The organism is Enterocloster aldenensis (assembly GCF_003434055.1).
Classification (GTDB): domain Bacteria; phylum Bacillota; class Clostridia; order Lachnospirales; family Lachnospiraceae; genus Enterocloster; species Enterocloster aldenensis.
In genome coordinates, this window is record NZ_QVEX01000001.1 from 1,054,931 (window position 1) to 1,080,122 (window position 25,192).

General features: G+C 52.5%; 20 protein-coding genes. 4 read left to right on the top strand and 16 right to left on the bottom strand.

Annotation, left to right across the window (positions count from 1 at the left end; all coding sequences use genetic code 11):
• Positions 1 to 52: 52 nt before the first annotated feature.
• The 5 genes from DWX59_RS29205 to DWX59_RS05000 form a co-directional block, all read right to left on the bottom strand.
• Entirely contained in the window at positions 53 to 2,215 is a 2,163-nt protein-coding gene (locus DWX59_RS29205) for a glycoside hydrolase family 28 protein (protein ID WP_227115856.1), read from the bottom strand.
• The gene (locus tag DWX59_RS04985; protein WP_227115855.1) at positions 2,208 to 3,338 is read right to left on the bottom strand and encodes a dienelactone hydrolase family protein; all 1,131 of its coding nucleotides are present in this window, start codon (positions 3,336 to 3,338) and stop codon (positions 2,208 to 2,210) included. Before DWX59_RS04985 ends, DWX59_RS29205 begins: the two co-directional genes overlap by 8 nt.
• The gene (locus tag DWX59_RS04990) at positions 3,331 to 4,857 is read right to left on the bottom strand and encodes a tripartite tricarboxylate transporter permease (protein ID WP_117556629.1); all 1,527 of its coding nucleotides are present in this window, start codon (positions 4,855 to 4,857) and stop codon (positions 3,331 to 3,333) included. The genes DWX59_RS04985 and DWX59_RS04990 overlap by 8 nt, the downstream gene beginning before the upstream one ends.
• A gap of 21 nt (positions 4,858 to 4,878) precedes the next feature.
• Positions 4,879 to 5,346, bottom strand: coding sequence for a tripartite tricarboxylate transporter TctB family protein (locus DWX59_RS04995; protein ID WP_117556631.1), 468 nt, complete (start codon positions 5,344 to 5,346; stop codon positions 4,879 to 4,881).
• A 96-nt stretch (positions 5,347 to 5,442) separates the two neighbouring features.
• Complete coding sequence (locus DWX59_RS05000) at positions 5,443 to 6,519, bottom strand: tripartite tricarboxylate transporter substrate binding protein (RefSeq protein WP_117556633.1); 1,077 nt, start codon at positions 6,517 to 6,519, stop codon at positions 5,443 to 5,445.
• A gap of 295 nt (positions 6,520 to 6,814) precedes the next feature.
• Between DWX59_RS05000 and DWX59_RS05005 the strand changes: the two genes are divergently transcribed.
• Both DWX59_RS05005 and DWX59_RS05010 read left to right on the top strand, forming a co-directional pair.
• The gene (locus tag DWX59_RS05005) at positions 6,815 to 8,773 is read left to right on the top strand and encodes a LysR family transcriptional regulator (protein ID WP_117556635.1); all 1,959 of its coding nucleotides are present in this window, start codon (positions 6,815 to 6,817) and stop codon (positions 8,771 to 8,773) included.
• Positions 8,766 to 9,932: an enolase C-terminal domain-like protein gene (locus DWX59_RS05010; protein WP_117556637.1), complete on the top strand. Its 1,167-nt coding sequence runs from the start codon at positions 8,766 to 8,768 to the stop codon at positions 9,930 to 9,932. Before DWX59_RS05005 ends, DWX59_RS05010 begins: the two co-directional genes overlap by 8 nt.
• 736 nt (positions 9,933 to 10,668) lie before the next feature.
• Here DWX59_RS05010 and DWX59_RS05015 read toward each other — a convergent pair.
• Together DWX59_RS05015 and DWX59_RS05020 are read right to left on the bottom strand one after the other, a co-directional pair.
• Complete coding sequence (locus DWX59_RS05015; protein ID WP_117556639.1) at positions 10,669 to 11,250, bottom strand: zinc ribbon domain-containing protein; 582 nt, start codon at positions 11,248 to 11,250, stop codon at positions 10,669 to 10,671.
• Between the two features lie 262 nt (positions 11,251 to 11,512).
• Positions 11,513 to 12,919 (bottom strand): alanine/glycine:cation symporter family protein, encoded by a 1,407-nt coding sequence (locus tag DWX59_RS05020; protein ID WP_117556641.1) that lies wholly within the window; start codon positions 12,917 to 12,919, stop codon positions 11,513 to 11,515.
• 171 nt (positions 12,920 to 13,090) lie between these two features.
• Between DWX59_RS05020 and DWX59_RS05025 the strand changes: the two genes are divergently transcribed.
• Entirely contained in the window at positions 13,091 to 14,074 is a 984-nt protein-coding gene (locus DWX59_RS05025; protein ID WP_117556643.1) for a zinc dependent phospholipase C family protein, read from the top strand.
• A 374-nt stretch (positions 14,075 to 14,448) separates the two neighbouring features.
• Here the strand turns inward: DWX59_RS05025 and DWX59_RS05035 are convergent, their stop codons facing one another.
• Both DWX59_RS05035 and DWX59_RS05040 read right to left on the bottom strand, forming a co-directional pair.
• Positions 14,449 to 15,669 (bottom strand): ComEC/Rec2 family competence protein, encoded by a 1,221-nt coding sequence (locus DWX59_RS05035; protein ID WP_117556647.1) that lies wholly within the window; start codon positions 15,667 to 15,669, stop codon positions 14,449 to 14,451.
• Positions 15,670 to 15,682: 13 nt separating this feature from the next.
• Positions 15,683 to 16,231, bottom strand: a complete 549-nt coding sequence (locus tag DWX59_RS05040; RefSeq protein ID WP_117556649.1) for a hypothetical protein — start codon at positions 16,229 to 16,231, stop codon at positions 15,683 to 15,685.
• A 186-nt stretch (positions 16,232 to 16,417) separates the two neighbouring features.
• Between DWX59_RS05040 and DWX59_RS05045 the strand changes: the two genes are divergently transcribed.
• Positions 16,418 to 17,962 carry a BCCT family transporter gene (locus DWX59_RS05045; RefSeq protein ID WP_117556651.1) on the top strand — a complete coding sequence of 515 codons (1,545 nt, stop codon included), beginning with the start codon at positions 16,418 to 16,420 and terminating at the stop codon, positions 17,960 to 17,962.
• A 92-nt stretch (positions 17,963 to 18,054) separates the two neighbouring features.
• Here the strand turns inward: DWX59_RS05045 and DWX59_RS05050 are convergent, their stop codons facing one another.
• From DWX59_RS05050 to rfbH, 7 genes are all read right to left on the bottom strand, one after another.
• Complete coding sequence (locus tag DWX59_RS05050; RefSeq protein ID WP_117556653.1) at positions 18,055 to 18,303, bottom strand: HPr family phosphocarrier protein; 249 nt, start codon at positions 18,301 to 18,303, stop codon at positions 18,055 to 18,057.
• 252 nt (positions 18,304 to 18,555) lie between these two features.
• Positions 18,556 to 19,791, bottom strand: coding sequence for a TolC family protein (locus DWX59_RS05055; protein ID WP_117556655.1), 1,236 nt, complete (start codon positions 19,789 to 19,791; stop codon positions 18,556 to 18,558).
• 38 nt (positions 19,792 to 19,829) lie between these two features.
• Positions 19,830 to 21,065 carry a TolC family protein gene (locus DWX59_RS05060; protein WP_117556657.1) on the bottom strand — a complete coding sequence of 412 codons (1,236 nt, stop codon included), beginning with the start codon at positions 21,063 to 21,065 and terminating at the stop codon, positions 19,830 to 19,832.
• The gene (locus tag DWX59_RS05065) at positions 21,062 to 21,736 is read right to left on the bottom strand and encodes a TetR/AcrR family transcriptional regulator (RefSeq protein ID WP_117556659.1); all 675 of its coding nucleotides are present in this window, start codon (positions 21,734 to 21,736) and stop codon (positions 21,062 to 21,064) included. Before DWX59_RS05065 ends, DWX59_RS05060 begins: the two co-directional genes overlap by 4 nt.
• 208 nt (positions 21,737 to 21,944) lie before the next feature.
• On the bottom strand, positions 21,945 to 22,880 hold the full coding sequence (locus DWX59_RS05070; protein WP_117556661.1) for a glycosyltransferase family 2 protein: 936 nt from the start codon (positions 22,878 to 22,880) through the stop codon (positions 21,945 to 21,947).
• Positions 22,881 to 22,903: 23 nt separating this feature from the next.
• On the bottom strand, positions 22,904 to 23,746 hold the full coding sequence (locus tag DWX59_RS05075) for a LicD family protein (protein ID WP_117556663.1): 843 nt from the start codon (positions 23,744 to 23,746) through the stop codon (positions 22,904 to 22,906).
• 69 nt (positions 23,747 to 23,815) lie between these two features.
• On the bottom strand, positions 23,816 to 25,171 hold the full coding sequence (gene rfbH / locus DWX59_RS05080; RefSeq protein ID WP_117556665.1) for a lipopolysaccharide biosynthesis protein RfbH: 1,356 nt from the start codon (positions 25,169 to 25,171) through the stop codon (positions 23,816 to 23,818).
• Between the last annotated feature and the right edge of the window lie 21 nt (positions 25,172 to 25,192).

Here is a 25,192-nt window from a genome sequence, read left to right on the forward strand (position 1 = left end):
GCTTTATTCTCCTTCACACTCTATAAAATTCACCGGGCCGTCAAACGGCTGCTCAGATACCGGCAAAATCAGCAACCCGGTTTAATATCCCTGCAGCCTCTCCAATGGTAACAGGGCGCCGGGGCTTAAAGCATCCGTCCGGTTCCAGGCTCATGAAGCCAAAATACAGGGCGCGGGCCACATTGGTGCCGTAATTATTGTTTACCAGGGCCGCATCCGCGCAGACAGGCATGGTGCTGGAGGCGTTGCGGTAATTCACGCCGCAGGCCTGCATGGCTACCGTGGCCATCTCCTGGCGGGTGACGTGGCCGTCCGGCATAAGCCGGGGCGCGTGGTCATACGCATGAGCCCCGGACACATGGCCTTTTGCATGAACCTCCGCATGAGCCCCGGACACATGGCCCTCCGGCCCTGTCCGGTTCTCCGGCGCAAGGAACCCATTGCCCACCGCGATCCGCAGCGCATCACCGCAGTCCTCATCATCGTACCCTTCCCAGCGCAGCGCCGGGTCTGCCAATGGCAGCAGCATGCATGCCAGCTGTTCCCGGGTTATGATCCTGTCTGCCGGCATGGATGACGGACCCTCCCCCATTCCCCGGCAGTACAGCCGCTGCCACTCATAATCCCAGCGGCTGGCGGACAGGCCCTGGGGAAGGACACGGTACACGCGGCTGGTTTCGGCATTTCCCTTCTGGTCCATGACCGTCACCCGTATGAAATCAGCTGTCCCGGGAACCTGGAAATCTTCCCCTTCCCCGGCCTGCTGCCAGGAAACGCGGTCAGCGGACGTCTGCCACCTATACATAAAGTCCATATCCCCGCCGCAGGTCCTCCCTTGGGCCCGGACCCTTCCCCCCCTTACAGGGACGCCAAGGATGCGGACACCGCCCGGCCGTGGAAAACACTTTCCGTTAATCACCACATCGTCAACCACAGGCTCCTTCCAGTTCATGCTGCGCATGGGACGGGTCACCCCGTCAATACGGATGTTTCTCAAGGTCAAACCGGTAACAGGAACTTCATCAAATGCCTCCAGGAAAATCCCGTAGTCCCCCCCGTGGGCAATGATGTTTTCAATGGTTATATTATGGAATACCGGCAGGTCACTGCCATTGCGCCCGTCTTCATAAAGCATGGTACCGTGGACCGCGGCCCCGTGGACATGGTCCATCACACTATCCGCCAGTATGATATCCTCCACCCTGCCTCCGCGGCGGGCATTGGTCTTTAAGCGGAGCGCATAGGTCAGGCTGGGGCTGCTGAACCGGTTATTAACAGCCAGCACGCGGCGGATTCCGCCGCTCATCTCACTGCCAAGGGCAATACCGCCATGGCCGTCTGCAAACTCGTTGTTTTCTATCAGTACGTCCTCACAGGGCATGCTGGCCAGGCGGCCATCCCTGTCCCGGCCGGATTTCAGGCTGATGCAGTCGTCCCCGGTGTCGAACCGGCAATTACAGATATGTACCCCATGGCAGCTCTCCGGATCGCAGCCGTCATTGTTGGCGCCGTGACTGTACAATGTGACGCCGTCCACGGACAGACTCCGGCACATCACCGGGTTCAGCTGCCACATAGGACTGTTTATCAGGGTAAACCCATGAAGAAGCACACGGCTGCAGCGGATGGGCTGTATGAAATTAGGCCTCAGGTAATGGCCCGGTCCAAAGACCCTCTCTTTAACAGGCACTCCGTCCACATTCATACGGCGCAGGGTCCGGCGGTCTTCCAGCTGAAGGTCCGGCTTATCATCTGACCATGCATCCTCCACCTGATGATGCCAGTTCCACCAGTGGCCGGAATCAGCGCCCCCGTCCAGGGTTCCTTCCCCGGTAACAGCAATATCATGGGCATCGCATGCATAAATCAATGGGCTGTAATTATAGCAGGGCGTTGCCTCCCAGTGGGAGAACACCACCGGGTAGTGAAGCTCTGGCTCTTCATTGACAAAGGACAGCACGGACTCCCTGTGCTGAAGGTGAAGCTCCACCCTGCTCTTCAGTTCCAGGGCGCCGGTGCGGATCGTGCCGCGGGGAAGCGTGAGCCTTCCTCCGCCTTCCCTGCTGATTGTGTCTATGGCCAGCTGCAGGGCCCGTGTCTGGACCTCCCGGCTGTCCGCAGCCACGCCGAACATACAGGCCGGGAACTCCCGTTCAGGAATATGCGGTCTTTCTATCTGTTTCAGGATTGTCTCCCTCAACTGTAATTTATCCATGGAAAACCTCCTGATTGGTTTTGATTTGATCATAACTGTCTATCAGCTGTCCAAGATGGACGGCCAGGTTCTCCCCATGCCATTGGTGGGGACCTTGGCATATTTCATGAATCATGAGGCCGGGCGCATCCAGCAGCCTGTATGCGTTCCGGATAATGTCCACCTGTTCCGTGACATTGGCAATCCCGCGTGGACCGTTGAGCCGGTCGCCGGAACAGGACTGGATAAGAAGGGGCCTGGGGGCAATCAGGCTGGCAATATCCCCCATATCCAGATGTTCCCAAAGATGAGGCACATAGTTGCAGGAACAGTTCCGGTTCAGGGCCAGCAGCGCATCCCGGTATCCGTACATGTAGCCGCTGATCACAGCCAGCCTGACCCGTTCATCCATGGCCGACAGCCAAAGGGTCTGCATGCCGCCGCCTGAAAATCCCAGGCAGCTGATGGCGTCCAGGTCCCATTCCCCGCGTTCCATAAGATAATCCACAGCCCGCATCAGATCCCAGGCCAGCATTCCTGCCACAGGGATGCCCAGGGGTTCCCCCATATGGGCCAGGCGGCGGCAGTCACCCTTCATGGCGGTTTCCAGGTCCTTTGTATCCTCCAGGTCCTCGCGCCGCTCCCCAAAGCCCCGGCAGTCCGGGCAGATGGCCACATATCCAAGCATGGCAAGCTGATGGCCGTAATCGTAATGGTATTGGCGGATTTTTTCCCGGACCGGTCCATATCCATAAAGGCCTGCCACCGAATATTTCCCTGCCCCATTATGTCCGGGCGGACACAGGAAGGGGCGGGAAAAGGGACCGGCTCCCGGCGGGACCAGCACGAACATGGGCATCCATACATCCGGTTCCACCTGGATCCTTATGTGTTCCCTCCTGATGCCTCCTGGCAGCCGGACCACATCCTCCAGAACCGGGGACAGGGCACAGGACTCCATCTTATCAAGCCCAAGGAGACCGTGCAGAAGGGACCTGGTGCCGGATTGCCACGCATCAAACTCCTCCCTTGTGTGTCCCCGGAAGAAATCCCTGCGCGCATACCGGTCAAACTTCCTGCGCATGGAGGGAAGCGTGCCCCAGCATTGTCCCATCACAGGCAGATTGTTGTTAAAATCAGTCATCCCTTGCTTCGCTTCCGCCAACAGGTGCTACGGCCGCTGCTTTTTTCTTCTTCAGGTGCTCTGACAGGACCGGCCAGACAACACAGAACACGGAAACCAGCAGCAGGGCGCAGGACAGGGGACGGGTGAAAAATTCCTTATAGCTGCCATGGGCATAGCTGATACCCTGACGGAAATACCGCTCCAGCTTGCTGGACAGGATGAAGGCCAGCACCAGCGGGGAGGTGGGAAGTCCGGACATGCTCATGAAAATTGCCAGCAGGCACAGGGCCAGCATCACGTAGATATTAAACATGGTATTGGATATCCCGTATCCCCCGATGTAGCAGATAACCAGGATTACCGTGTAAAGGTAATGGTAAGGAACCTTCAATATGTATGGGAACCAGCGTTTCCCAATGATCTGCACGATATATGTCACGATTGCGGCCACCATGACGCAGGCAAAGATAAGCATGGCCAGATCCGGCTGTTCGGTCATGAACAGAGGGCCTGCCTGAAGCCCGTGGATGGTCAGCCCTGCAATCAGCATTGCGGTAATTCCGTCGCCGGGAATCCCCAGGGCCATCATGGGGATAAGGGCACCGCCCAGAGATGCGTTGTTGGCTGTCTCAGAAGCCCACACACCGGCCGGATTTCCTTTTCCAAAGCTCTCCGGATCCTTGCTGATGCTTTTTGCATAGCCATAGGCAACCATGTTGGAAATGCCGGAGCCCATGCCCGGAAGGAATCCAATCCACAGACCGGATATAAATGCAAAGACAATGGTCTTGATATTCTGTACAATGTCCCTTATCCCCACTCCCAGACCTTTCATGTCCACCATGTCGGCTTCAGGCATCTTTGCCTCGCCCCTGGCCGAGTCACGGATGATCTGGCACATTGCAAACATTCCCAGCATCTGGGCAACCGTGCTGATGCCGGAGCTTAAGTAAATATTGCCAAAGGTGAAACGGTTGGAACCATTGATCGGGTCCATGCCGATGCATCCCATCAAAAGGCCGATACCGGCTGCCATGATGCCCTTGAAGATATTTCCCTTGGACAGGGAAGCAACCAGGGTGATGGCGCAGAAACAAAGAGAGAAATACTCCCACGGCCCAAGGTGGAGGGCAAACTCTGCAATGACCGGGGAAAGCACGGTAGCCAGGGCTACGGAACCCACCGTACCGATAAAGGAAGCCGTCATGCCGATTCCCAGGGCTTTGCCGGCCTGTCCGTTCTTGGTCATGGGGAAGCCGTCAAAGCAGGTGGCGATTGCGGACGATGACCCCGGGATCCCAATGAGCACAGCGGAAATGAATGTGCCGGAAACGCCGCCAATCCAGATGGCAAGCAGCAGCACAAAGGATGTTTCAGTGGAAAGGCCGAAGGTAACCGGCAGCAAAAGGGCAATGCCCAGGGTTGCGGAAAGTCCCGGGATGGCCCCGAATACGATTCCCAGGGAAACCATGGCAATAATCAGCAGCAGATTGATTGGCTGCAGGCAGACCATTAACGCACTTATATATTCTGTCATTTATCCTGTTCCTCCTTATCCTTATTCAAACAGCCGCCCGGCCGGCAGCTTTACCTGGAAGCCAAACACGAACATGGCGTAAAGGCCTGCGGTTACCAGCACGGAAATGATGACTGCGGGAACGGGTTTCACCTTGCTGACCCCCTTTAAATCATAAATCAGTGCAAAGGTGGCAAAGGGCGTTGTCATCAGGAACCCGAGCCAGGTCATGGCAAAGGCATAGACAATTAACAGCAGGTAGCTCTTGGTAATCTTAAGGGCGCCTCCCTTTGGAAAATACGGTTTCTCTTCTTTTGCCCGTTCCTTGATGCCCTTGATGATCAGTGCGACCGAACTCATTGCAATCAGTACGATTGCCACATAAGGCAGAAGGCGCGGGCCTGGCTCCAGAAGCTTGGCCGGCTGCTTAATGGACTGGGCTGCGCACAGGAAGAACGCACATCCTAAAAGGCCCACAATACCGGTAACTGTATCTCTGCGCAATTTCATAAATAATTCCCCTTTCTTTTAAAATGTCCCGGGAGGTTTCTCCCAGGACATCCGGTGCATCGCTGCGTGTATATGTATTTCCTGAATATGACAGGCTTACTCCTGGACAAACATATCCAGTTCTTTGGCAATCTCCACAAACTGTGCGTACTCCTTTTCGTGAATCTCTTTGGATTCAGCAAGGTCGTGCCAGCCAGGAATATTGCCGATGCCGGCAATACCGGCGCTTACAGTCTCATCTTCACATACAGCCTTCATGGCCGCGTTCATGTCTGCAACCATGGTCTCATCCATGCCGGCCGGTCCCAGAAGATAGTGGTAAATAGACATCACGCATTTATCAAAGCCCTGTTCCTGAAGGGTCTTGTAGTTGTCCGGCAGTTCCTCAGGATATTTGGAAATGGTGGTTCCGTCAGAGGAAACCGTACCAATCACCTTCAGCTTGCCTGCTTTCTCATATTCCTGGGCATTACCCACTCCTACTACGCCGATATCGATGAAGCCTCCTGCCAGGTTGGTCAGGCGGTCGGACTCGGATGCGCACTCAACTGAGTTAAGCTCAATGCCGGTGGTGGAGGTCAGCATACCAAAAAGGAAGGTATTGGCGCCCGCCGCAGGCATGCCTGCATTCAGCTCGCCCGGATGGGCCTTTGCATACTCAACAAACCCGGCAAAGTCATCATATGGGGCGTCGGCCGGTACTGCCAGGGTGGAGAAGCCATTGTCCTGGAGGCAGGCAATCAAGGTGAAATCCTTCATCGGGTTAACCTCGGCATTGCCCGTGATGTACTGGATGTTCAGGGCTGAGGTAGCAACGGTCAGGGTCGTGCCGTCGGGTTTAGCGGTGGCAACGGTCTGATGGCCGATGGTGTTGCTGTCATAGTTGGTAACGGTTGTCTTCAGGCCGTAAATCCGGTTCAGCCCTTCGCTGTAATAACGGATGCCCAGGTCAGAGCCGCCGCCTGCCTTGCCGGGCACCACCAGGGTAATGGTCTCCTTTTTAGGAAATCCGATGTCCTCCCCTGATGCTGTTTCACCTGCAGCGCTGCTGTCTGCCGCCGCTGCCGCCGCTGCGGTGTCACCTGTGCCTGTTTTACTGCCGCAGGCAGTCATCCCCAACATCGCTGCAGCCATAACCCCTGTCATTAAGAAACGGTACATCCTTTTTTTCATAACGTTTTTCTCCTTTTATTCCACTTTTTAGACAGACGGATTCCGTCTGATTTTAAGAACTGATTCTCAACACACCACCTGGAAGAAACTGGATATATAGGGAAATATTGTATAATCTGTCTGATTTTAACCCTTCGTGTGTTTACATTTTGTATTATATAGTATTTATACGGATTTTACAAAGCAGATTTAATTATAGCTTTCATACCACTTTGGTTATAGTAAAAGTTTTTTTCTTGACAGTCAGCCAAAATCATATATGATGGAATTAAATCCTTAACTCGTGCATGCAGTTATGAACCGGAAGGAGGCAGCCATGACCACGCGCCAGCTTTATTACCTTGTTACCATCTCCGACCTGGGCAGCCTTTCAAGTGCAGCCCAGGTGCTGGGGATTTCACAGCCAGCCCTGAGCAAGTTCCTGACCGAATATGAAGCGTCCCTGGGTTTTCTGATATTCCTCCGTTATCACCGCCAGCTGACACCCACTTCCGTGGGCAGGTACGTGATTGACTGCGCCCAGAAGATCCTGGACGAGCAGACCCGCATGCTGCAGATGCTCCGGGCCGTGACGGACAGCAATCACGCCCGCATACGGCTGGCCACCGCGCCTAACCGGGGCGCCATCATCTACAGCCGTATCTACAACCAGTTTTCACACCGCTATCCGGACATTTCCCTGACACTGACCGAGCTTTATGCCCGGGACCAGCCGGGAGCCATCCTCCATGGACAGATTGACCTGGCCATCGGTTCAGGCAAGGATTCCGATAAGGTGACGGACCTGCCCATTGCATATGAGGAGCTGCTGGTATCCCTTCCCGTGTCCCATCCCCTGGCAACAGCAAAGAAAATCCGCCTGTCCGATCTCAGGGATACCCCCTTTGTACTCCAGGGGCCCAGGCATAGTATCCGGATCCTGGCGGAGGAGCTTTTCCAGGAAGCCGGGTTCAATCCTGTGGTGACCTTTGAATCCAATGACGTGATTCTGGTGGATTCCATGCTGCACCAGGCCGTTGGGGTGGGGCTGGTGTCCCAGGCCCACGTCTTTCCCTGCGAGGAGCTGGTTTACCGCTCCCTGGACCCTCCCATCCACCAGACCCTCCATATCCGGTATCCGCTTGGGCATACCCTGACTGAACCGGAGCGCTATCTTGCAGGCCTCCTGATACATGAGCGGTTATCCGATTCCCGTTACAAGGCCATCCCCTGCGCAGAGACAGAGGAGCTGCTTCGGATTGTGGACCAGGACAACCTGCCTGAGGCCGGCGCCTCCTCCTCCCCGTCCCAGGCCGCAATCCGCGCCCATACGGCCCATTATACGGCGCCGGAACTCAACCTGAATACCCAGCTGCTTAAATACGTCATTGCCATTGTGGATGAAAAGAGCCTGACAAAGGCAGCTGAAAAATATTTCCTTACCCAGCCGGCCCTGTCCCGCCATCTGCACAACGTGGAGGACATGCTGTGCGCCCAGCTGTTCACCCGCGTACATAACCGCCTCCAGCCAACCAACGCAGGTAAGGTATTTGTCAACTTTGCCCGTAACATCCTTCAGATTGAAGCTGAGATGTCCGCCCATATCCATGCATACCAGACCGGACATGGGGGCGGTATCTACCTGCACTGCGACCCCGGGCTGTCCGGTATCCTGCGCAGGCAGGTCGCAGGCAGCTTCCGCAGGCTCCACCCGGATGTGAACCTGTATATAATAGAAAGCGGCTGCGAAACCGCCCAGGAAGCCCTGCTCAATGCATCAGCTGACTTCGGCCTCTACTTTTCCTGCCAGGAGGAACATCCTATCCTGGACAGCCGGATCCTGGACGAGGATGAATTGGTGTATTGTTTTGGGTCAGCGGATTGTCCGGACCCTGGCCAGGATAACCATGTGCCTGTTCCGGTTTCCACAGCCATGCAGCCCCGCCGCATCATGCTGGCCCCCAAAAACAGCGCCCTGCGCCTGGAGCAGGACCGCCTCCTGGGGGAATGGACCGGACTGTCCGGCGCGGTTGTGTGCGAGGCGCGGCCCGATATCCTCCGGACCCTGGCCGGATGCGGGGCCGCGGACACCATACTTCCCGCCCGTTCCCTGGATCAGGAAGCATTATCCCGGTGCAGGCCATTTGAGGAACCGCAGTATTACTATCTGCTGCTGGTCCACCACCCGGGGCGCAACCTTCCGGCCTTTGTCAAGGACCTGGTCCGCCTGCTGAACGATACATTTGAAACTTACTTTTCCAACCAAGATGAATGATGATAAGGAGACCACAATGAACCAGTTATTCTGTCACCCGGAAATAATCACACTCAAGAAAGCAGTGTACTACGACATTGCCCCCATCCCCCTGCCAGTGCCGTTTAAGGACGGCACTGGCGGTGTCCGGCATGCATCCTTTTTCAAAGGCTGGATGAAGATTTATGATGAGGACGGCTTCTGCGGACAGGGACCGGCCGGTCCTCTGATGACGGACTTCTTCCTTCCCAGGATGTTGGATGTCCCTGGAAAATCCAACGGCGCGTGGATGGAGTATTTCTGGTGGGAAGTCCGCAATTTCGGGTATCAAAGTCCCTATATTGCCGAAATGACCAATCTGGACTGGCTGCTTTTAGACCTTCTGGCCAACCGCGCAGGACTGCCCCTCCACCGTTTCCTGGGCGCTGACCGGGACTGGGCCGCTGTGTACAAAGGCGGTGGTTCCGTCCTCCTCAGCGATGAGGCGCTGATTCAGGACCTGCAGCGTTTTAAGGATGAGGGCTATCAAACCACGAAGTTCAAAATCGGAGGCAGCGGCGCCGGCTTCTCCCAGGACATACGCCGGCTTGAAAAGGCCCGCCGGGCGCTGGGGGATGATTTTGGGATTGCCGTGGATGCCAACCAGGCCTGGGACGCCAAAACAGCCTTTGCCTTTGCAAAAGAAGCAGCCCCCTTTGGCGTGGCATGGCTTGAGGAGCCCGTCCATGCCTATGACATGGACGCCCTGAGGGAGCTTAGGGACCTGCTTGACAATGCCGGGATTGTCATGGAGATTGCCATGGGAGAATCCGTGCGCAGCTACCACACCCATGTGGCCTACGCACAGCACGGCGTGGACCACCTGCAGCCTGCGCGCCTTTGCTGCATTGCCGAAAACATGCGGGTCCGGGAATATGCCCGCCAGCACGGGTGCAGGATTTCCACCGGAGGCTTTACCTTCCAGAACGCTGCCCTGGGAGCCCTTTACTCAGAGGACGAGCTGTTAGAATACCACCAGCCCCTCAATGAAGTGCTGGTGCCCTACTTCAGCCTTGTATCCGAGATGAAGGATGGGCGGTTCTACCTGCCTGATGTCCCGGGGCTGCCGGTACACCTGGACTTTGGGCGCCTGGAGCGGGACGGACTGCTGAAGGGGATACGGTTTTACTACCATAACTGAGAAACACCCATTGGCATATATGTTTCCGGAACTTAGAAAACGCTGCTGACGAATCTTTAAGATAAAGGTCTGTAATGGGAGAATGAACATACCAAAGGCCAGGGCCAGTACTTTGTAATACATGATTGTTCCCTATGGATATTTTATCAAATTATTTTCTGTCTTTTGATGACGGAAAAAACAGATAGTCTCTTCTATAACATAAAAGCAATCTCTGTTTAGAGCCTGTTGATTTTGCCGATTGGATTCTTTGTATTTTGTATACAGGATTTAAAAGTCCGTGAACATCTGCCAAAATCAGACACATTTTAGGAAAGCCTTTACTATAAGATTCTATGGTTTGTTATACGAAATCGACGAATGAATCATTATTAGGGCAGCTTCGCGGGCCGCGGCTGGAAAATAGGGCGGTTTTCATGGATATGAGGTAAAAAACAGGTGAACTGCACTCACCGGCGGGAAGATGACAAAAAACCTGTGTGTATTCACACTATGTTCACACTTCATTCAAAAACCTTTTACACAATCAACATTATTTCTTCATGTTTTCCCTATATACTTTAACCATAGACAGTTAGAGATAGCTGCCACACAAAAACGCTTACAAGATTTTTTTCATAATACTCGAGCTGATAAGAAATTATCAGCTCTCCTCCCTTTTAATAATACTTTTAAAAAAACGTATCATCCATTGGATGGTACGTTTTTTCACGATGTGCGTATTCACTGGGGTGTGTCAGAAAAACAGGATCCTGCCCAGGCCCAGAAGGAACAGGCCTCCGACAAGCCCCACAATCAGCTTCATGGCCATATCCTGGTCCCCCAGCCATCCCCACAGGCCTCCCCTGGATTCTTCCCCGTCAGTCCAGCTGTCGGATCCGTCTGATGCATCATTCCCCAGGTCATCACCAGTCCCTTCCTCCGGCATATCCAAAAACACAACAGGCGCCGCCTGGTCCTTCCTGGTCTCCTCCCCGGCAGACTTAAGCGCCTCCCTGGCTGCTTTCCAGTTACTTTTATCCACATAATAATTTGTAAATGGAACGACTTCCACAATTCCTTCTTTAAACCGGTTGGTAGGCACTGTATTCTGGCCTTCCTCCACATAGTACGGCACATTGGCGGCCTTTAACGCTTCTTCCAGGTACACGGTGTCAACATCATGCCCGTTAGACAGGAGCACCGGCTCCTTTACCATTGAGAAAGAGGCCTCAAAATCAGATGCAGCGTCAATCAGCTGTTCACCACAGTCCTCACACACAACCTCATCCCTGGAGAACCGTTTCCTGCATTTCGGACAAATCCTTCTTGTTTCCATAGCTGCTCCTTTCCGGATCCCGGTCCTGGCGTCTCATGATGCGGCCTGAGATACGCCAGCAGGACCTCGGTCTGTCTTTTGTTTTGCTGTATGTCCATTATAGCTGTACCATGCAGTATTTTCAAGGGAAGGTTTTCCCATATATACCGGCATGCCTGCCGCCATATCTGCCGCCATCCATTCCACCATATCTTATTGTGTCCGTTTTATAGGGTACATTTTATCCACAGCCGGATTCCAGCCCCCTATATCAGGCCTTGGCTCATCCCCTTGTCTTTCCTGTCCTGAATCCCTCCGGCAGTGTTACCTCCTTATATAAAAACAGCAGGGCTGTCAGGTTTGGGAATGCCATAAGCCCGTTCCATATATCTGACAGCATCCACACAACATCCAGCCTGGCCTCGCTGCCGAGGAACACCGCCCCGAGAAACAGCACCGGATAAATCCGGGCAGCAAACCATGTTCCCGCCCGTTCCCCCAGACCGGTCCCCCTGATAAAATAGGCGGCTGCCTGCCTGCCCAGGTAAAACCACGCCATGATGGTTGCAAATGCAAATACCACCATGGAACCGCTGACCAGGTATTCCCCTGCGATTCCCAGCCTGCCGCTGAAACACCAGGCAGCAAGGGCGGCTCCCTCATAGGGCGCTGCATCCAGGGCCGGGCCTGTCATGCACAGGATGACCAGGGCCGTAAGCGTACACAGGATCACGGTGTCAAAAAAGACTTCGAACATGGCCCACATCCCCTGCTCATGAGGCGTTGTGTCCTCAGCCGGACCATGAAGCACGGCCAGGGTGCCAAGCCCCGCCTCATTGGAGAACACCCCCCTGGAAATGCCGTAGCGGATGCTGCGGCTTACCACGTACCCTGCTCCCCCTCCCGCGGCTGCCTCGGGGCGGAACGCGGATGACACCATGGATGCCAGGGCGCCGGGGATCCGGTCGTAGCAGGAAAATATCACAATCAGCGAAAATACAATATAGATGCCGGAAGCAGCAGGCATCAGCTTCTCGGCCACATTGCCAATCCTCTTTATGCCACCGCAGATGACCAACATCAGGACTCCGGTAAATACCAGGCCTCCGGTCAGCACCGGGACCTTCCATGTATATTCCATGGTGCTGATGGCAGAATTGGCCTGTACCATGCTGCCCATGCCCAAGGAACACATCAGGCACAGGAAGCTGTAGAGGATTCCCATCCCCTTTATCCCAAGGCCCCGTTCCATATACACAAAAGGGCCGCACACATAATGTCCGTCGCTGTCCTTATACCGGTAACGGATGCCCAGCATAGTCTCGCTGTAGGCTGTAATCATTCCGATAAGGGCCGACACCCACATCCAGAACAAGGCCCCCGGACCGCCTGCTGTCAAGGCCGTGGCCACCCCGGCAATGTTGCCGGTTCCCACCGTTGCCGCCAGGGCCGTGCATACGGACTGGAACTGGCTGATGCCCTTTTTCCTGCCCGTATCACTCCCTTCTCCCGTTCCCCCTGATACCTTTCCTGACAGGATACGTCCTGCCGTGTTCTTCCACCAGTATGAAAATCCTCTTATCTGGAAAAAATGACATTTAAAAGTAAAAAATATGCCAACCCCCAGGAATATCACAAGGGTCCATGGTCCCCATACCATACCATGTACCTGTTCCAGCCATTCCATCATCTGCTGCCTTACCGCCCGGCGTCTGTTCTTATTAAATGTCTTATTCCGGCAAATGCCGCGCTATGACAATTCCAGGAATTTTCTTATGGATGTACCTCGCATTTTATGGTGGTTTATGATAAAATAATGAATAGGTATCATAAAAGAATGAATGAGAAAAGAGGTATGCCGATGCCAGGTTTTACAACCCATTACGTTCTAGGCATGAAAGCATACAATGATATGCCGCAGAACAATCTGAAGTTTATCATTGCCAAGTACCGGTGGCTTTATCAGCTGGGACTGCAGGGGCCGGATATGTTTTTCTATAACCTGCCTATCCTGCGCCACCGTGACCACCGCAATGTGGGTTCCCATATGCACGAACACCATGTGAATGATTTTTTCCGGTGCTGTTTCCTCCAGCTTGCCAGGATTGACTCGCGGCAGCAGCGGGAAGAGGGGCTGGCCTATATGTGCGGTTTTATATGCCATTATATCGGCGATTCCATATGCCACCCTTATGTATATGGACGGATTGAATATGACGTCCATCATCCGGGCGCTTATTACCACGGACTCCATGCAAAACTGGAGAACGACATTGACGCCCTGCTGCTACAGAAGTACAAGAGGAAGAAGCCGTCCCAGTTCAATCAGGCCGCTACCATCTGCCTGAATGGCATGGAGACACAGTTCATCTCCCGTTTCCTGTCTGACTGCATCAATGAAGCATTTTATCCGCTCAGCTATAAGAACCGGTATCAGGTCACCGCGCCCATGATCCACAGATCCATACTGGCCCTTCGTTTTGGCTGCCGCACCTTATCAGATCCCAACAGCAGGAAGAAGGACAGGATTGAATTTTTTGAATCCATTTTCCTTAAGAATCCAGTGGCCTCCAGCAAGCTGGTGACGGATGTGGTTGAAAACCCGGCCTGGAGCCTGAACCTGCATCATGAGACATGGTGTAATCCATGGGATAAGCGGATTGCCTCCAAGGCATCCTTCCCGGACCTGTTCAAACAGTCCCTGGGCAAGCTGAGCACTATCTTTTATATGATTAATTCCATGCTGGACACAGGACAGCCCCTGCGCAAAGGCAGCCTGGAGATGCTTTTATCAGAACTGGGCAACTACTCCTACCACAGCGGACTGCCCTGTATTGATGAATAAAAACACCAGCACACGGGCCCCTGGATTGCCTTGATTACCATGACCAGGGGCCCGTATGAACGGGTTGACAGCAGGATTAATCTTCTTTTGCCTTTCTCACGGACCACTTCTTTGCCTGAAATGTCAACAAGCACAAAACCGTTCATCTTCCATAAAACGCCAAATGCGAATGGCATAAGCCATCCGCACTTTTATTTCTATATACAATTATATGTGAACAAGGATGTTTTGTCAAAGCGGTGCCGTTGGAGGAATTACGCGGCAGCCAGAACAGGCAGAAATCCCGGACACGTTTAAATAGGTCTATCTGCCATATAAAAACAGGGCTGCGTACCAAGTACGGCAACCCATGTTCTGGTTAACGGCATTCTATATCATTCAATTACCTGGTCCCCATCCTTAATACAATAGGATGTCTTAATGCCCAGACGTACCATCCAGTTCTTGGTATCCTGGGTCAGCCAGGGACCGGTGCCTGCACCGCTGCCGCCATCATTATCCCACAGCCACTGCGGGGTTGGCCACAGGGCGACGCTGGGTCTTAATGCCTTGTAAACTTCAAAATCAACACCGTTCTGTCCGTGGTGGGCCAGCTGCACAACATCACACTTCAGTGCACGCAGGTCGTGGTCCGCCATGAGCATCTCGCCTCCAGCCCTGGCAAGGTCCCCCAGGAACACCACATTGGTTCCATTCAGGCTTACCATGTAGGCCACGCTACTGTTATTCACAAAGTCACTGTTGGCCTTATACGCCTTGTTCAGCACCTGTATCTTGGCCGGGCCCGCGTCAATGACCTGCCCGGACACAATGTCACCGTGGAGCGTGTTCTGCGGCACAAGGGCAAATGCTCCCTTGAGGTAGGCAACCATGTTGGCAACCTCCGCATCCTTCTCCGCATACCAGCTGTCCTCGTGGAAGGAATAGTAAATCCCGTCAATGGTTATCTCACCATTGTGCTTGTAAAGTATATCGGCAAGGGCTCCTGCGTGGTCTGAGTCAGGATGGGTAATCAGCCAGGCCTTAACATGGCCGCCCTTCTGTTTAATCTGGTTCAGAAGATATTCCGCATTGTTGGTCCATCCGCCATCCACAACAATCAGCCCGCCTTCCCCGTTTTCAATAATCACGGACAGAAGCTGTGCATTGGTATCATGATTTGCAAACATGGTAAGGCGGCCCGCGCCAAACAATGAGGATGTGTCTGTCTTTGGAGTGGAAACTTCCCCAAACCCAGCCACCTGGGCCTTGGCCTGAATCACTGGCTGGCTGGCCGCTGCTGCCTGGCTGCCGTTGTCCTGGATTGCCGTCTGGGCTCCGCCGCCCTGTCCCGCCGCCTGGGCTCCGCCAGCCTGGCCATTGGTTGATTGAATCTGCTGGATTACCGGAGCCGTCTGGCCGGACTGAGAGGACTGGCCGTGGTCCTGGTCATCTTTTATGATAATCTTATCCGGTGCAGTGAGGGCCTGTCCCTGTGCCTTAAATGGCTGTGAATCAGTCATTGCAAAGCTGTCCATCCCTCCTCCTGCTGTCATGAACATCATCATGGCAAGCAGTCCGGCTGCCGCCTGTTTCCAGTATCTGTCAATTCGCATCCTTATTGTCTCCTTACTGGTTCTGGGCTGTCAGCGCCCGCTGTTCGCCTGCCTTCATGGTGTCGTTGACCAGATACGTATCGGTCTTGCCTTCCTGATTGTAATAAAATACCTGGACGCACACATCATGCTCATCAAAGTAGCTTCCGTAATAAATCCTGTCTGTCTCGTCCTCATCCGGAGCTTCATAATAGAAGTTCTGGGTGGCAATGGAAGCGCCCACTGTCTTAAGCACCGCCTCGCCGAAAACAACGGCGACCTCACCCGTAGTCTTGTGGGTAACAGGAAGCAGCACGGTAAGCAGGCCGCTGCCCGCATCATATCTCACATCCATGTCCAGCACATAGTCGGCAAACTCTCCGTATGGGTCAAGATAGTTGTCCCTCAGTTCCTCCCTTATCTCCGTCCAGTCAATGGCGATATCCTTATTCACCTCCACATCAGGCACCCCGTCCCCTGTGACGGTCCCTCCGGTAGGTGATACAATATTACTCTGGGTACATCCGCTAAGCAGAGCCACTAAAGCCGCTAATATCAATGATAATTTCCCAATTTTTTTCATGATATAAAAAACCTCCTTTTGTCAACGGTACTATTATAACGAAGATCCAGATAATTTAACAGTCCTTTTTTCTTACAAAATTATTGTTATTTTTCCAAATACTACTTGCTTTTTCCAGGGACAGGTGATAATATGTTCAATATGATTTATATTTTAGATTTTTTGAACACTCAAGGAGGACATCTTATGAAACCGAAACCAAACACACCCCAAGGCGCCAGCCTGAAAAAACGGCTGGATTGGATAACCACCATCATACCTTTTATCTGTATTGTCATATTATGTTTCCTGTTCATGGCATTTCCCCAAGGCTCCACATCCATCCTGGAGTCAGTCCGTTTCTTCCTGGGCGACCAGCTGGGAAGCTATTATCTGGTCATCGGGCTGGGAGCGCTTATCTGTTCCTTCTATATGGCATTTTCCAGATACGGCAAAATCAAACTGGGAAGCCTGGAAAAACCCCAGTACTCTGCCTTCCAGTGGGGCTCCATGATGTTCACCGCGGGACTTGCTGCCGATATCCTGTTCTATTCCCTTTGTGAATGGATGCTTTATGCCAATGAAAGCCATATCACGGATATGGGCTCCAGACAGGACTGGGCCTCCACCTATCCCCTGTTCCACTGGGGTCCGATTCCCTGGAGTTTCTATATCATCCTGGCTGTTTCCTTTGGGTTTATGATCCACGTGCGCAAGCGCAGCAAGCAGAAGTATTCTGAAGCCTGCCGCCCTCTACTTGGCAAAAGGGTAGACGGGATTTTGGGAAAACTCATTGACCTTACCGCTGTGTTTGCACTGCTGGCAGGCACCGCAACCACATTCTCCCTTGCCACCCCCCTGCTTTCCATGGCCTTAAGCCGGGTGTTCGGTATTGAGGAAAGCAATCTGCTGACCATTTCCATCCTGGTTGTGATCTGCGTGGTATACACCATGGCCGTATACTTTGGCATGAAAGGCGTTGCAAAGCTGGCGGCTTCCTGCGTCTACCTGTTCTTTGCATTGCTGGCCTATTTCCTGTTCCTGGGCGGCGAGACCCGCTATATTATTGAGACAGGCATCACTGCCATCGGCAACCTGACCCAGAATTTCATTGGCATGGCAACCTGGACCGATGCCATGCGCACCTCCTCCTTTCCACAGTCATGGACGATTTTCTATTGGGCCTACTGGATGGTATGGTGCGTGGCAACCCCGTTCTTCATTGGAACGATCAGCAAAGGCAGGACCATCCGCCAGACCGTGCTTGGCGGATACTTCTTTGGGCTGGCAGGTACCTTTACCTCCTTCATCATATTGGGCAATTACGGGCTGGGCCTCCAGATGCACGGGAAGCTGGATTTAATGGCGCTTTATGAAAAGACCGGCAGCCTTTATGAGGCCATCATCGCGGTATTTGAAACAATGCCCCTGGCCCAGGCAGGGCTGGTGCTCCTGGCCGTTACCATGATTGCTTTTTACGCCACCTCTTTTGACGCGCTGACCATGGTTGCCAGTTCCTATTCCTATAAGGCCCTGGGCGCGGACGAAGAGCCGGACAAATCCGTAAAATTATTCTGGGCCGTCATGCTGATGCTGCTGCCCATAGCGCTTATCTTCTCAGGGAATTCCATGGCCAACCTGCAGACGGTTTCCATCATTGCCGCATTTCCCATTGGATTCATCATTGTTCTTATTGTGTGGAGTTTCTTCCGGGATGCCAGGCATTACCTGGACAATGAAAAACAGATTTAAGTTCAGATTCCATAAATAAGCATAAAAACGAGGGCCGCCCTTTCAGCCCTCGTTTAGTGTGTGCACCCCATAGATGTTATTCTCCTTATCCCTTATTGATCCTCCCAGAGGATACTCTGTATCCTATCCTCGGCTTCTGATTCGTCACTTCCCTTAAAGTAAAACGTCAGAAATCCTGTCATCCTGAAATTCTTAACTTCATCGTAACGCTTCACATTCGCCGTGGTCTTATCACTTGTCACATAGATGTCACAGTCAAATTGATTTGCTGTCTGAATTAAATAGGAGATAGGGATTGCCTTGAATACCTTCTCCTTGCTGTCAACCTGTCTCGTTAACATAGAATCACCTCAATTCAAAAACAAAACCAACTACTTGTTACCACTCTCCCTCGAATAATTATACATACCCCTATATTGAAAGAATAACATTTTTTTCCTTTAATTGCAAGGGACAATCCGGAAAACTTATCTATTCTTTGTAAAATGTTAATAAAATAAAGTTTAAAAAATTCCTGATTTTACAACAAATTGTCAAAAGACACATTGTGTGGTAAAATCAGGAAATTTTTGTAACCAATCACTTAAAGAGTTTTAGGATGCACTTACATCCAGACCTTTCACGGCCCAGGTATAATTCTGCATTGCCTGCTGCAGGTTCAGATCCGCTGACCTGAATCCTGCCCTGGCCTGAAGGTATGCCAGTTCCTGCTGCATATATGCAATCTGGCTTAAGCTTCCCGTCCCGTACTGGATCTGGGCTGCCTGCCATGTATTCTGTGCTGCCTGCCACGCAGTTGTGGCGGAATCATATTCCACCTTCTTTTCCAGGATGGTGTCGTACAGGGTCTGGATATTAGACCGTACCAGGTCTTCACTGTATGCCACGTTGCGCACCTTATTCTTGGTCTGGGTGGTATTCTTTGAAATAATCTGCTCAATCTGGTCCATGCCGCCGCCCTTGGCGCCCCTCATGGATATAAGGCTGTAATTGTTATTGACCGCTGTTTCCTTGTCCGCATCCACATCAATGGCTGCAATGGCAGCCACATCTGAGGATGGGACTGCCCCAATGACCGGATTGCCGTCCGACCCCCAGCCGGTAAAGGTGCACAAGGTCTTTTTAATGCTTTCAGCCTGTGTATCCAGCGCAGCCAGCTGGGACCTTGCCGAGGTCAGGCCGGAGGCGGCGCTGATCACATCCGCGTCAATGGCCAGGCCCTGGGCCTGCATGGTCTGCTGTATGTTCCTGGCTGTTTCTGCAATCTCCACGCCCTTGGCTGCCACGTCCCGGTTCAGCATAATCTGTTCATAACCGTTCATGGCCTGCTGGAGGCTGTAGACGATTTTGTTTACACCGCGCTGGATCTGCTTCAGGTTCTTGTTGTCCTCCCTTGTCCCCAGCTGTATATTACGTCCCATGCTTTGGGCCCCTGTACGGTAGCCTTTGGCGGTTGCTTTGGCCATCATCAGATCCGCCATGCCATCAGCTGCTGAAACCGCCCCTGACTTTATGGCATCCTCCAGGTCATCTGCCGCCTCATCCATCTCCCTTGCAGCTTCAAACATGGAGTTCACGATACCTGCCTGTTCATCCTCATACGTATTATAATAGGTGTCATATGTATTCTTTATAGGCGGATAAAAATTCTTAACCAGATCCTCAAGTTCGTCATAATCCATCTCATTATCATAAAGTCTCTGATAGGCCTCTGTGAATTCCTGGTCCGGGACTTCCTGTGGCAGCGCCAGGGATGTCACGGCACCGGATACCGATATGGCCAGGGACAGGGATGCTGCTGCCAGGCTTTTTGTGTGTCTGTTCATCATAATCATTACCCTTTCTAAACAACTGTCTTACCTTGGTTTTAGCTGAAAGTCAGTCCCTTCTTTATCCAGTCGTATTTTTCCATGGCAAGGGTGAGCTGCATCTTACCGGTTTCCACGCTGTTTTTGGCTGTTGTATAACTGGTCTGCTGCTGGATCAGTTCCAGCGCGCTTATGTTTCCCGTTGCAGCCTTGGCCGAAGCAGCGTTCATGTTCACGGTCTCCAGCTGAAGCTTTATGTTGGCGGCGTCCAGGGCATCCTTTGCATCCAGGACCGCATTGTACTGGGTCTTAAGGCTGCTGTATACCTGGTTGCGCTTATCCTCCAGGTCGGCCTTGGTGGCATCCGCCTGCTCATTGGTCTTCAGGTTCTGGAGCTTGTGTTCATCGGATTTGATTTCATAATTATTTGCAAGCGCCTGTTCCCTGTCAGCATCCGGGTCCATTGCCCCAATCCTTGCCAGGTCCGGCTCAGGTATATCCCGTATCTCAGGCTGTGAATCCGCGCTCCATCCCAGCATAAGCAGCAGGGAACGGTATACATTGTCCGTTGATTTCTGTGCGGACAGGATGTTGGCGTCTATGTCCTGGACGTTCTTTAAGGAAGTCAGCACCTCTGTCTGGGTGGCCATACCTGCTGCCTGACGCGCAACCGTGGCCTCATAGGAGGCCTGTGCCAGGGCGCGGTTGGCATTGAGGTTTTCCATGGTATAAGCGGACTGTTTGTAGGTGGTCATCAGCTGCTGGGCCTGGAACACCAGGTTGGCCTCTGTCTGGTCATATGAAATCTTATACATTTCCGCATCCATAAAATTCTTATCTGCTGTCTGTGCAAGGGTATTTCCTGCAAAATCCAGGTTGGCGGCAGTCATTCTCCCCATATAGCTGTCCGTGTCCGTGGAACTGGCATCATCCCACAGATCCATGGCGTCGCTCAGCAGCTTATCATTGATTTCCGTCAGATCCTGGTTCTTCTTATCGCTGAGCGTGGAACGGTTGCTGCGCACAGTGGGGTTGTATTCATGGACTAAGTCAGCCAGTTCCCCGTATTCCATCACATTGTCCCTGAGGGACGCCCATTTATCTGCGGAATAAGCAAATTCCGGGCTTATATCCTTGCTGATATCCGGCGCCGGCGGCTCCGCCACCTCGTAATTCTCATCCGGCCTGCTTGCCAGGGTGGCGAAGGCGGTCATGGGAGTGGTCCCTGCAATTGCCGATGCTGCCAGAATGACAGCTGCCCGGTATCCGTATTTCCTGTCTCTGATATGTCTCATATTGATTCTCCTCTTTTTTCTGTATGCCCTTTCATATGGTTCTGAAATGTGCCTGGGCTGATTCCACTTTCCAGAATCTGCATTTCCCTCCTGGCCACATCCAGAAGCTGGTCCTTGCCTGCAACATTTTTATAATACATGGTTATGGTCCTGATGACGATGAGCATGAGCATATCCACCAGATATGCCAATGTCTCCCTCTCAATGAGATACCGTTCCCTGTCAATGCCGTCGTGCACCTTATCCACAAATTCCATGTACGTGCTGTCCTGGAACAGGAATCCCTTAATGCCGAACAGATGGGTCTGGTCCATCAGGCTCATGTCTGACAGCATGTTCCTGTACATCCTGTATCCCAGCCCACCTTCTCCTTGTTCCATCACAATCCCCAGCAGCCCCATGGCTGCCTCAAATGGATTGCCCTGCTCTTCCCTGAGGAATTTAAATATCTTTTTTTGGCAGTTATCCCTGAATCCACGCAGTATATACCGCATCAGATCATCCTTATCCTCAAAATATGTATAAAAGCTTCCCCGTGAAATGTCAGCTTCCTTGATAATCTGGTTAATGGATGCAGATGAATAGGGAACCCTGGAAAACTCATGGACAGCGGCATCCAGTATGACCTGCTTCTTTTCTTCCTTTAATTTCAAAAAACGTTGTGTGGGCATAGGGCCAGCCTCCTTGCTATCATTCGTATCCTCATATTCCCTAAAATGACATAATGTCATTGTGACATATTGTCACGCCCCCAATTATAAACACTTATGGTATGGATTGTCAAGAAAGGAAGCATTAAATTTCCATTAAATATCAGTCTGACCCAGGAGGAGGCATGGTTGGGAAGCGGAAAAAATCAAAAAAAATCCGGGGAACGCCTTATGGACGTTCCTCGAAATTCTCAGTTCTGTCAACTATATAGATAGGCCTGTCTTTTAATTCAGTAAACAGGATGGCGATGTATTCACCAATAATCCCAATAATAATGAACATCATTGCGAACATGAAGCAGAGCAGTACCACGATGGTTGCATAACCGCTGGGAGCGCCCCTGCGGGTCAGGAGGGTGTATATCATGACTGCAAAGCCCAGGAGGGCGGAAAAAATGCCTGCATAGATTCCCAGCTTCAGCGGCATATTGGAAAAACACAGGATTGTATTGATGGAGAACACAAACAGCTTCTTGATGCTGTACTTGCTCTCCCCTGCAACCCTGGCCCTGGCCTCATACTCAATGGTGGTCTTTTTAAAGCCCACATTCTGCACATATCCCCTCAGGAACCGGACCTTTTCACGGTAGCTGTCCTTAAGGACCTGGGCCACATGGCGGCTGATGGCAAAAAAATCCGAGGCATTGGACTCAAAATGCACATCTGATATGTGGTTAATCAGCCAGTAAAAACCGGAAGAAGTTATGTTCTTTATGAACCCGGCTGTCTTATTCCTGGTGCGGACCATGTTGATGACCTCATACCCTTGGGTTAACCGATTAAGGATGACCGGGATGCATTCCGGCGGATGCTGCAGGTCTGCGTCCATGCAGATAATCCCATCCCCGCTGCTGTAATCCAGTCCCGCAATCATGGCAGCCTCATGGCCAAAATTCCGGGAAAAGCTGACAACTTTGACCGCACGGTCAGAAGCAGACAGGCGCTCAAGAATGGCAAGGCTCTGGTCTGAGCTCCCATCATTGACAAATATAAGCTCATAGGCCCAGTCAATGTCCTTTAATATTCCGGTGGTTTCTTTGTAGAAGTCTTCCAGCGCTTTTTCTTCGTTGTAGACTGATACCACAACTGATAACAATCTGTCCATGAACGATGTCTTAAGTCCTTTCTTTAGTCATATACCTCAATCTCAAGGCTGGAATGGGAGGGAACCCGCTGTTCCTCTGGCGGAAGTTTCATATAATCCCCATACACCAGGGTCAGGACCTGGTGCCAGCCTTTTGGTATCATAAGCCGGGTGTCCTCAAAATCAATGTCCTCCACCTGGTCGCACCAATCCTTATCCAGTGTGACATACAGGAAATCCGGCTGGTAATTGCTGTAATAGCGCAGGCGCCCTTTGCTGTTCCTGTCTTTGAGGGCCAATGCCTTCTGCATGGCAAATATGGCCTTCATGGGGATAATGCGTCCCACCGTGGCAAGGCCGCCCACCAATATTTTATTCATCAGGCTGTATTTGCCAAAATCCAGCTTATCCCGGTGGGCCATGGCCATGCCGTAAACAGCCATGTGCAGGAACTTTGTGGCAGCAGCGCCCGCCCTGCCGGCCGGAAGCCGGTCAATGACAAACAGATCCACCCAGAGGTGGTTCAGCTTACCTTCATAGAAAGCCATCTGGGGGCTGTCCTCATGGCACCGGCTCTTCTTATAGATGATGCGGGCCGTAAAATCATAGAACCCTTTTCCGCCCCGGAAGCTGTCAGGTTCCAGCAGTTCAAGGCCCTCGGGCAGTTCCCTCTTCACCACTTTCATGAAGGCGTCATACTGGTTCCTGGTAAATGCCACATCCGCGTCATCATCCCAGGGAATGAATCCATTGTGGCGCACAGCCCCAATCAGCGTGCCTGCGTCCAGCATATATTTTATATTGTATTTGCGGCATATCCTGTCAATCTCCTTGAGGATCTTAAGGTTAGCCCCATGGACCCTGCCCATGTCATAAGATGGTTTCATTCTGCTGCACTCCTTCAGGGCCGCCGGCCCTTTTCATCCATTGTTGTTAAGGCTCTGATGATTGATTACCTACGCCTCCACTGCCCGGCGGATCGTCTTTGCCATGTAATCAATCATATCATCGGTCATGCCCGGATACACGCCTACCCAGAAGGTATCCGACATGATCCTGTCCGTGTTTGACAGGCTGCCCACGACCCGGTATCCCTCACCACTGCTTCTCATCCCGTCAAAACAGGGATGTCTGGTCAGGTTCCCGGCAAAGAGCATCCTGGTCTGTACGCCTTTGCCTTCCACATACCGCACCACCTGGTTCCTGTCCACGCCTTCCCGGCAGGTAATAAGGAAGCCAAACCAGCTGGGGATGGAATGCTTTGCAGGTTCAGGAAGGATCAGCTTATCCTCCAGGCCTTTAAGGCCTGCCTTTAAACGGTCAAAATTCTGACGGCGGCGTTCCACGAAGGAGGGGAATTTGTCCAGCTGGGCACAGCCCACGGCCGCCTGCATATCCGTTGCCTTCAGATTGTATCCAAAATGGGAATACACATACTTATGGTCATATCCCAGGGGCAGTTCGCCAAACTGTCTGTCAAACCTGTGTCCGCACATATTGTCGCGTCCGGAGGGGCATACGCAGTCACGGCCCCAGTCACGGAAGGAACGGATGATTTTATTCAGCAGCGGATTATCCGTGTACACAGCGCCGCCTTCCCCCATGGTCATATGGTGGGGCGGGTAAAAACTGGAGGTGCCGATATCGCCGATGGTTCCGGTGAACCTGGTTACTTCCTTCCCATCCTCTTCCATGGCATACCTGGTTCCCAGGGCATCGCAGTTATCCTCCACCAGCCACAGGCCGTGGCGTTCACAGAACGCCTTCACTGCCCTCAGGTCAAAGGGGTTGCCAAGGGTATGCGCAATCATCACTGCCTTTGTCTTATCAGACAGCGCATCCTCAAGCTTTGTCACGTCAATGTTATACTGGGGAATGGTCACATCCACGAACACCGGCACGGCGCCATACTGGATTGCAGGCGTGACCGTGGTGGGGAACCCGCAGGCAACCGTTATGATTTCATCTCCCCGCTTCACACGGCGCTCCCCTAAAAGAGGGGAAGTGAGGGTCATGAATGCCAGCAGGTTTGCCGAAGAACCGGAATTCACAAGGGAGCAGAACCTGACGCCCAGGTATTCCCCAAGCTTTTTCTCAAACTCATCCGTAAACCTGCCCGAAGTCAGCCAGAACTCCAGGGCGCTGTCCACCAGGTTCACCATCTCGCTGTGGTCATAGACACGTGATGCATAGGGAACCCTGTCCCCTTCCTTAAACGGTCCCTTCTTATTGTGGTAGGTATCGCAGTATTCCTTCACCATGCCAAGGATCTGCTCCCGTGCTTCATTTTCCGTCATATTGTCAAACTTCATATCATCATCTCCTCTATTTCA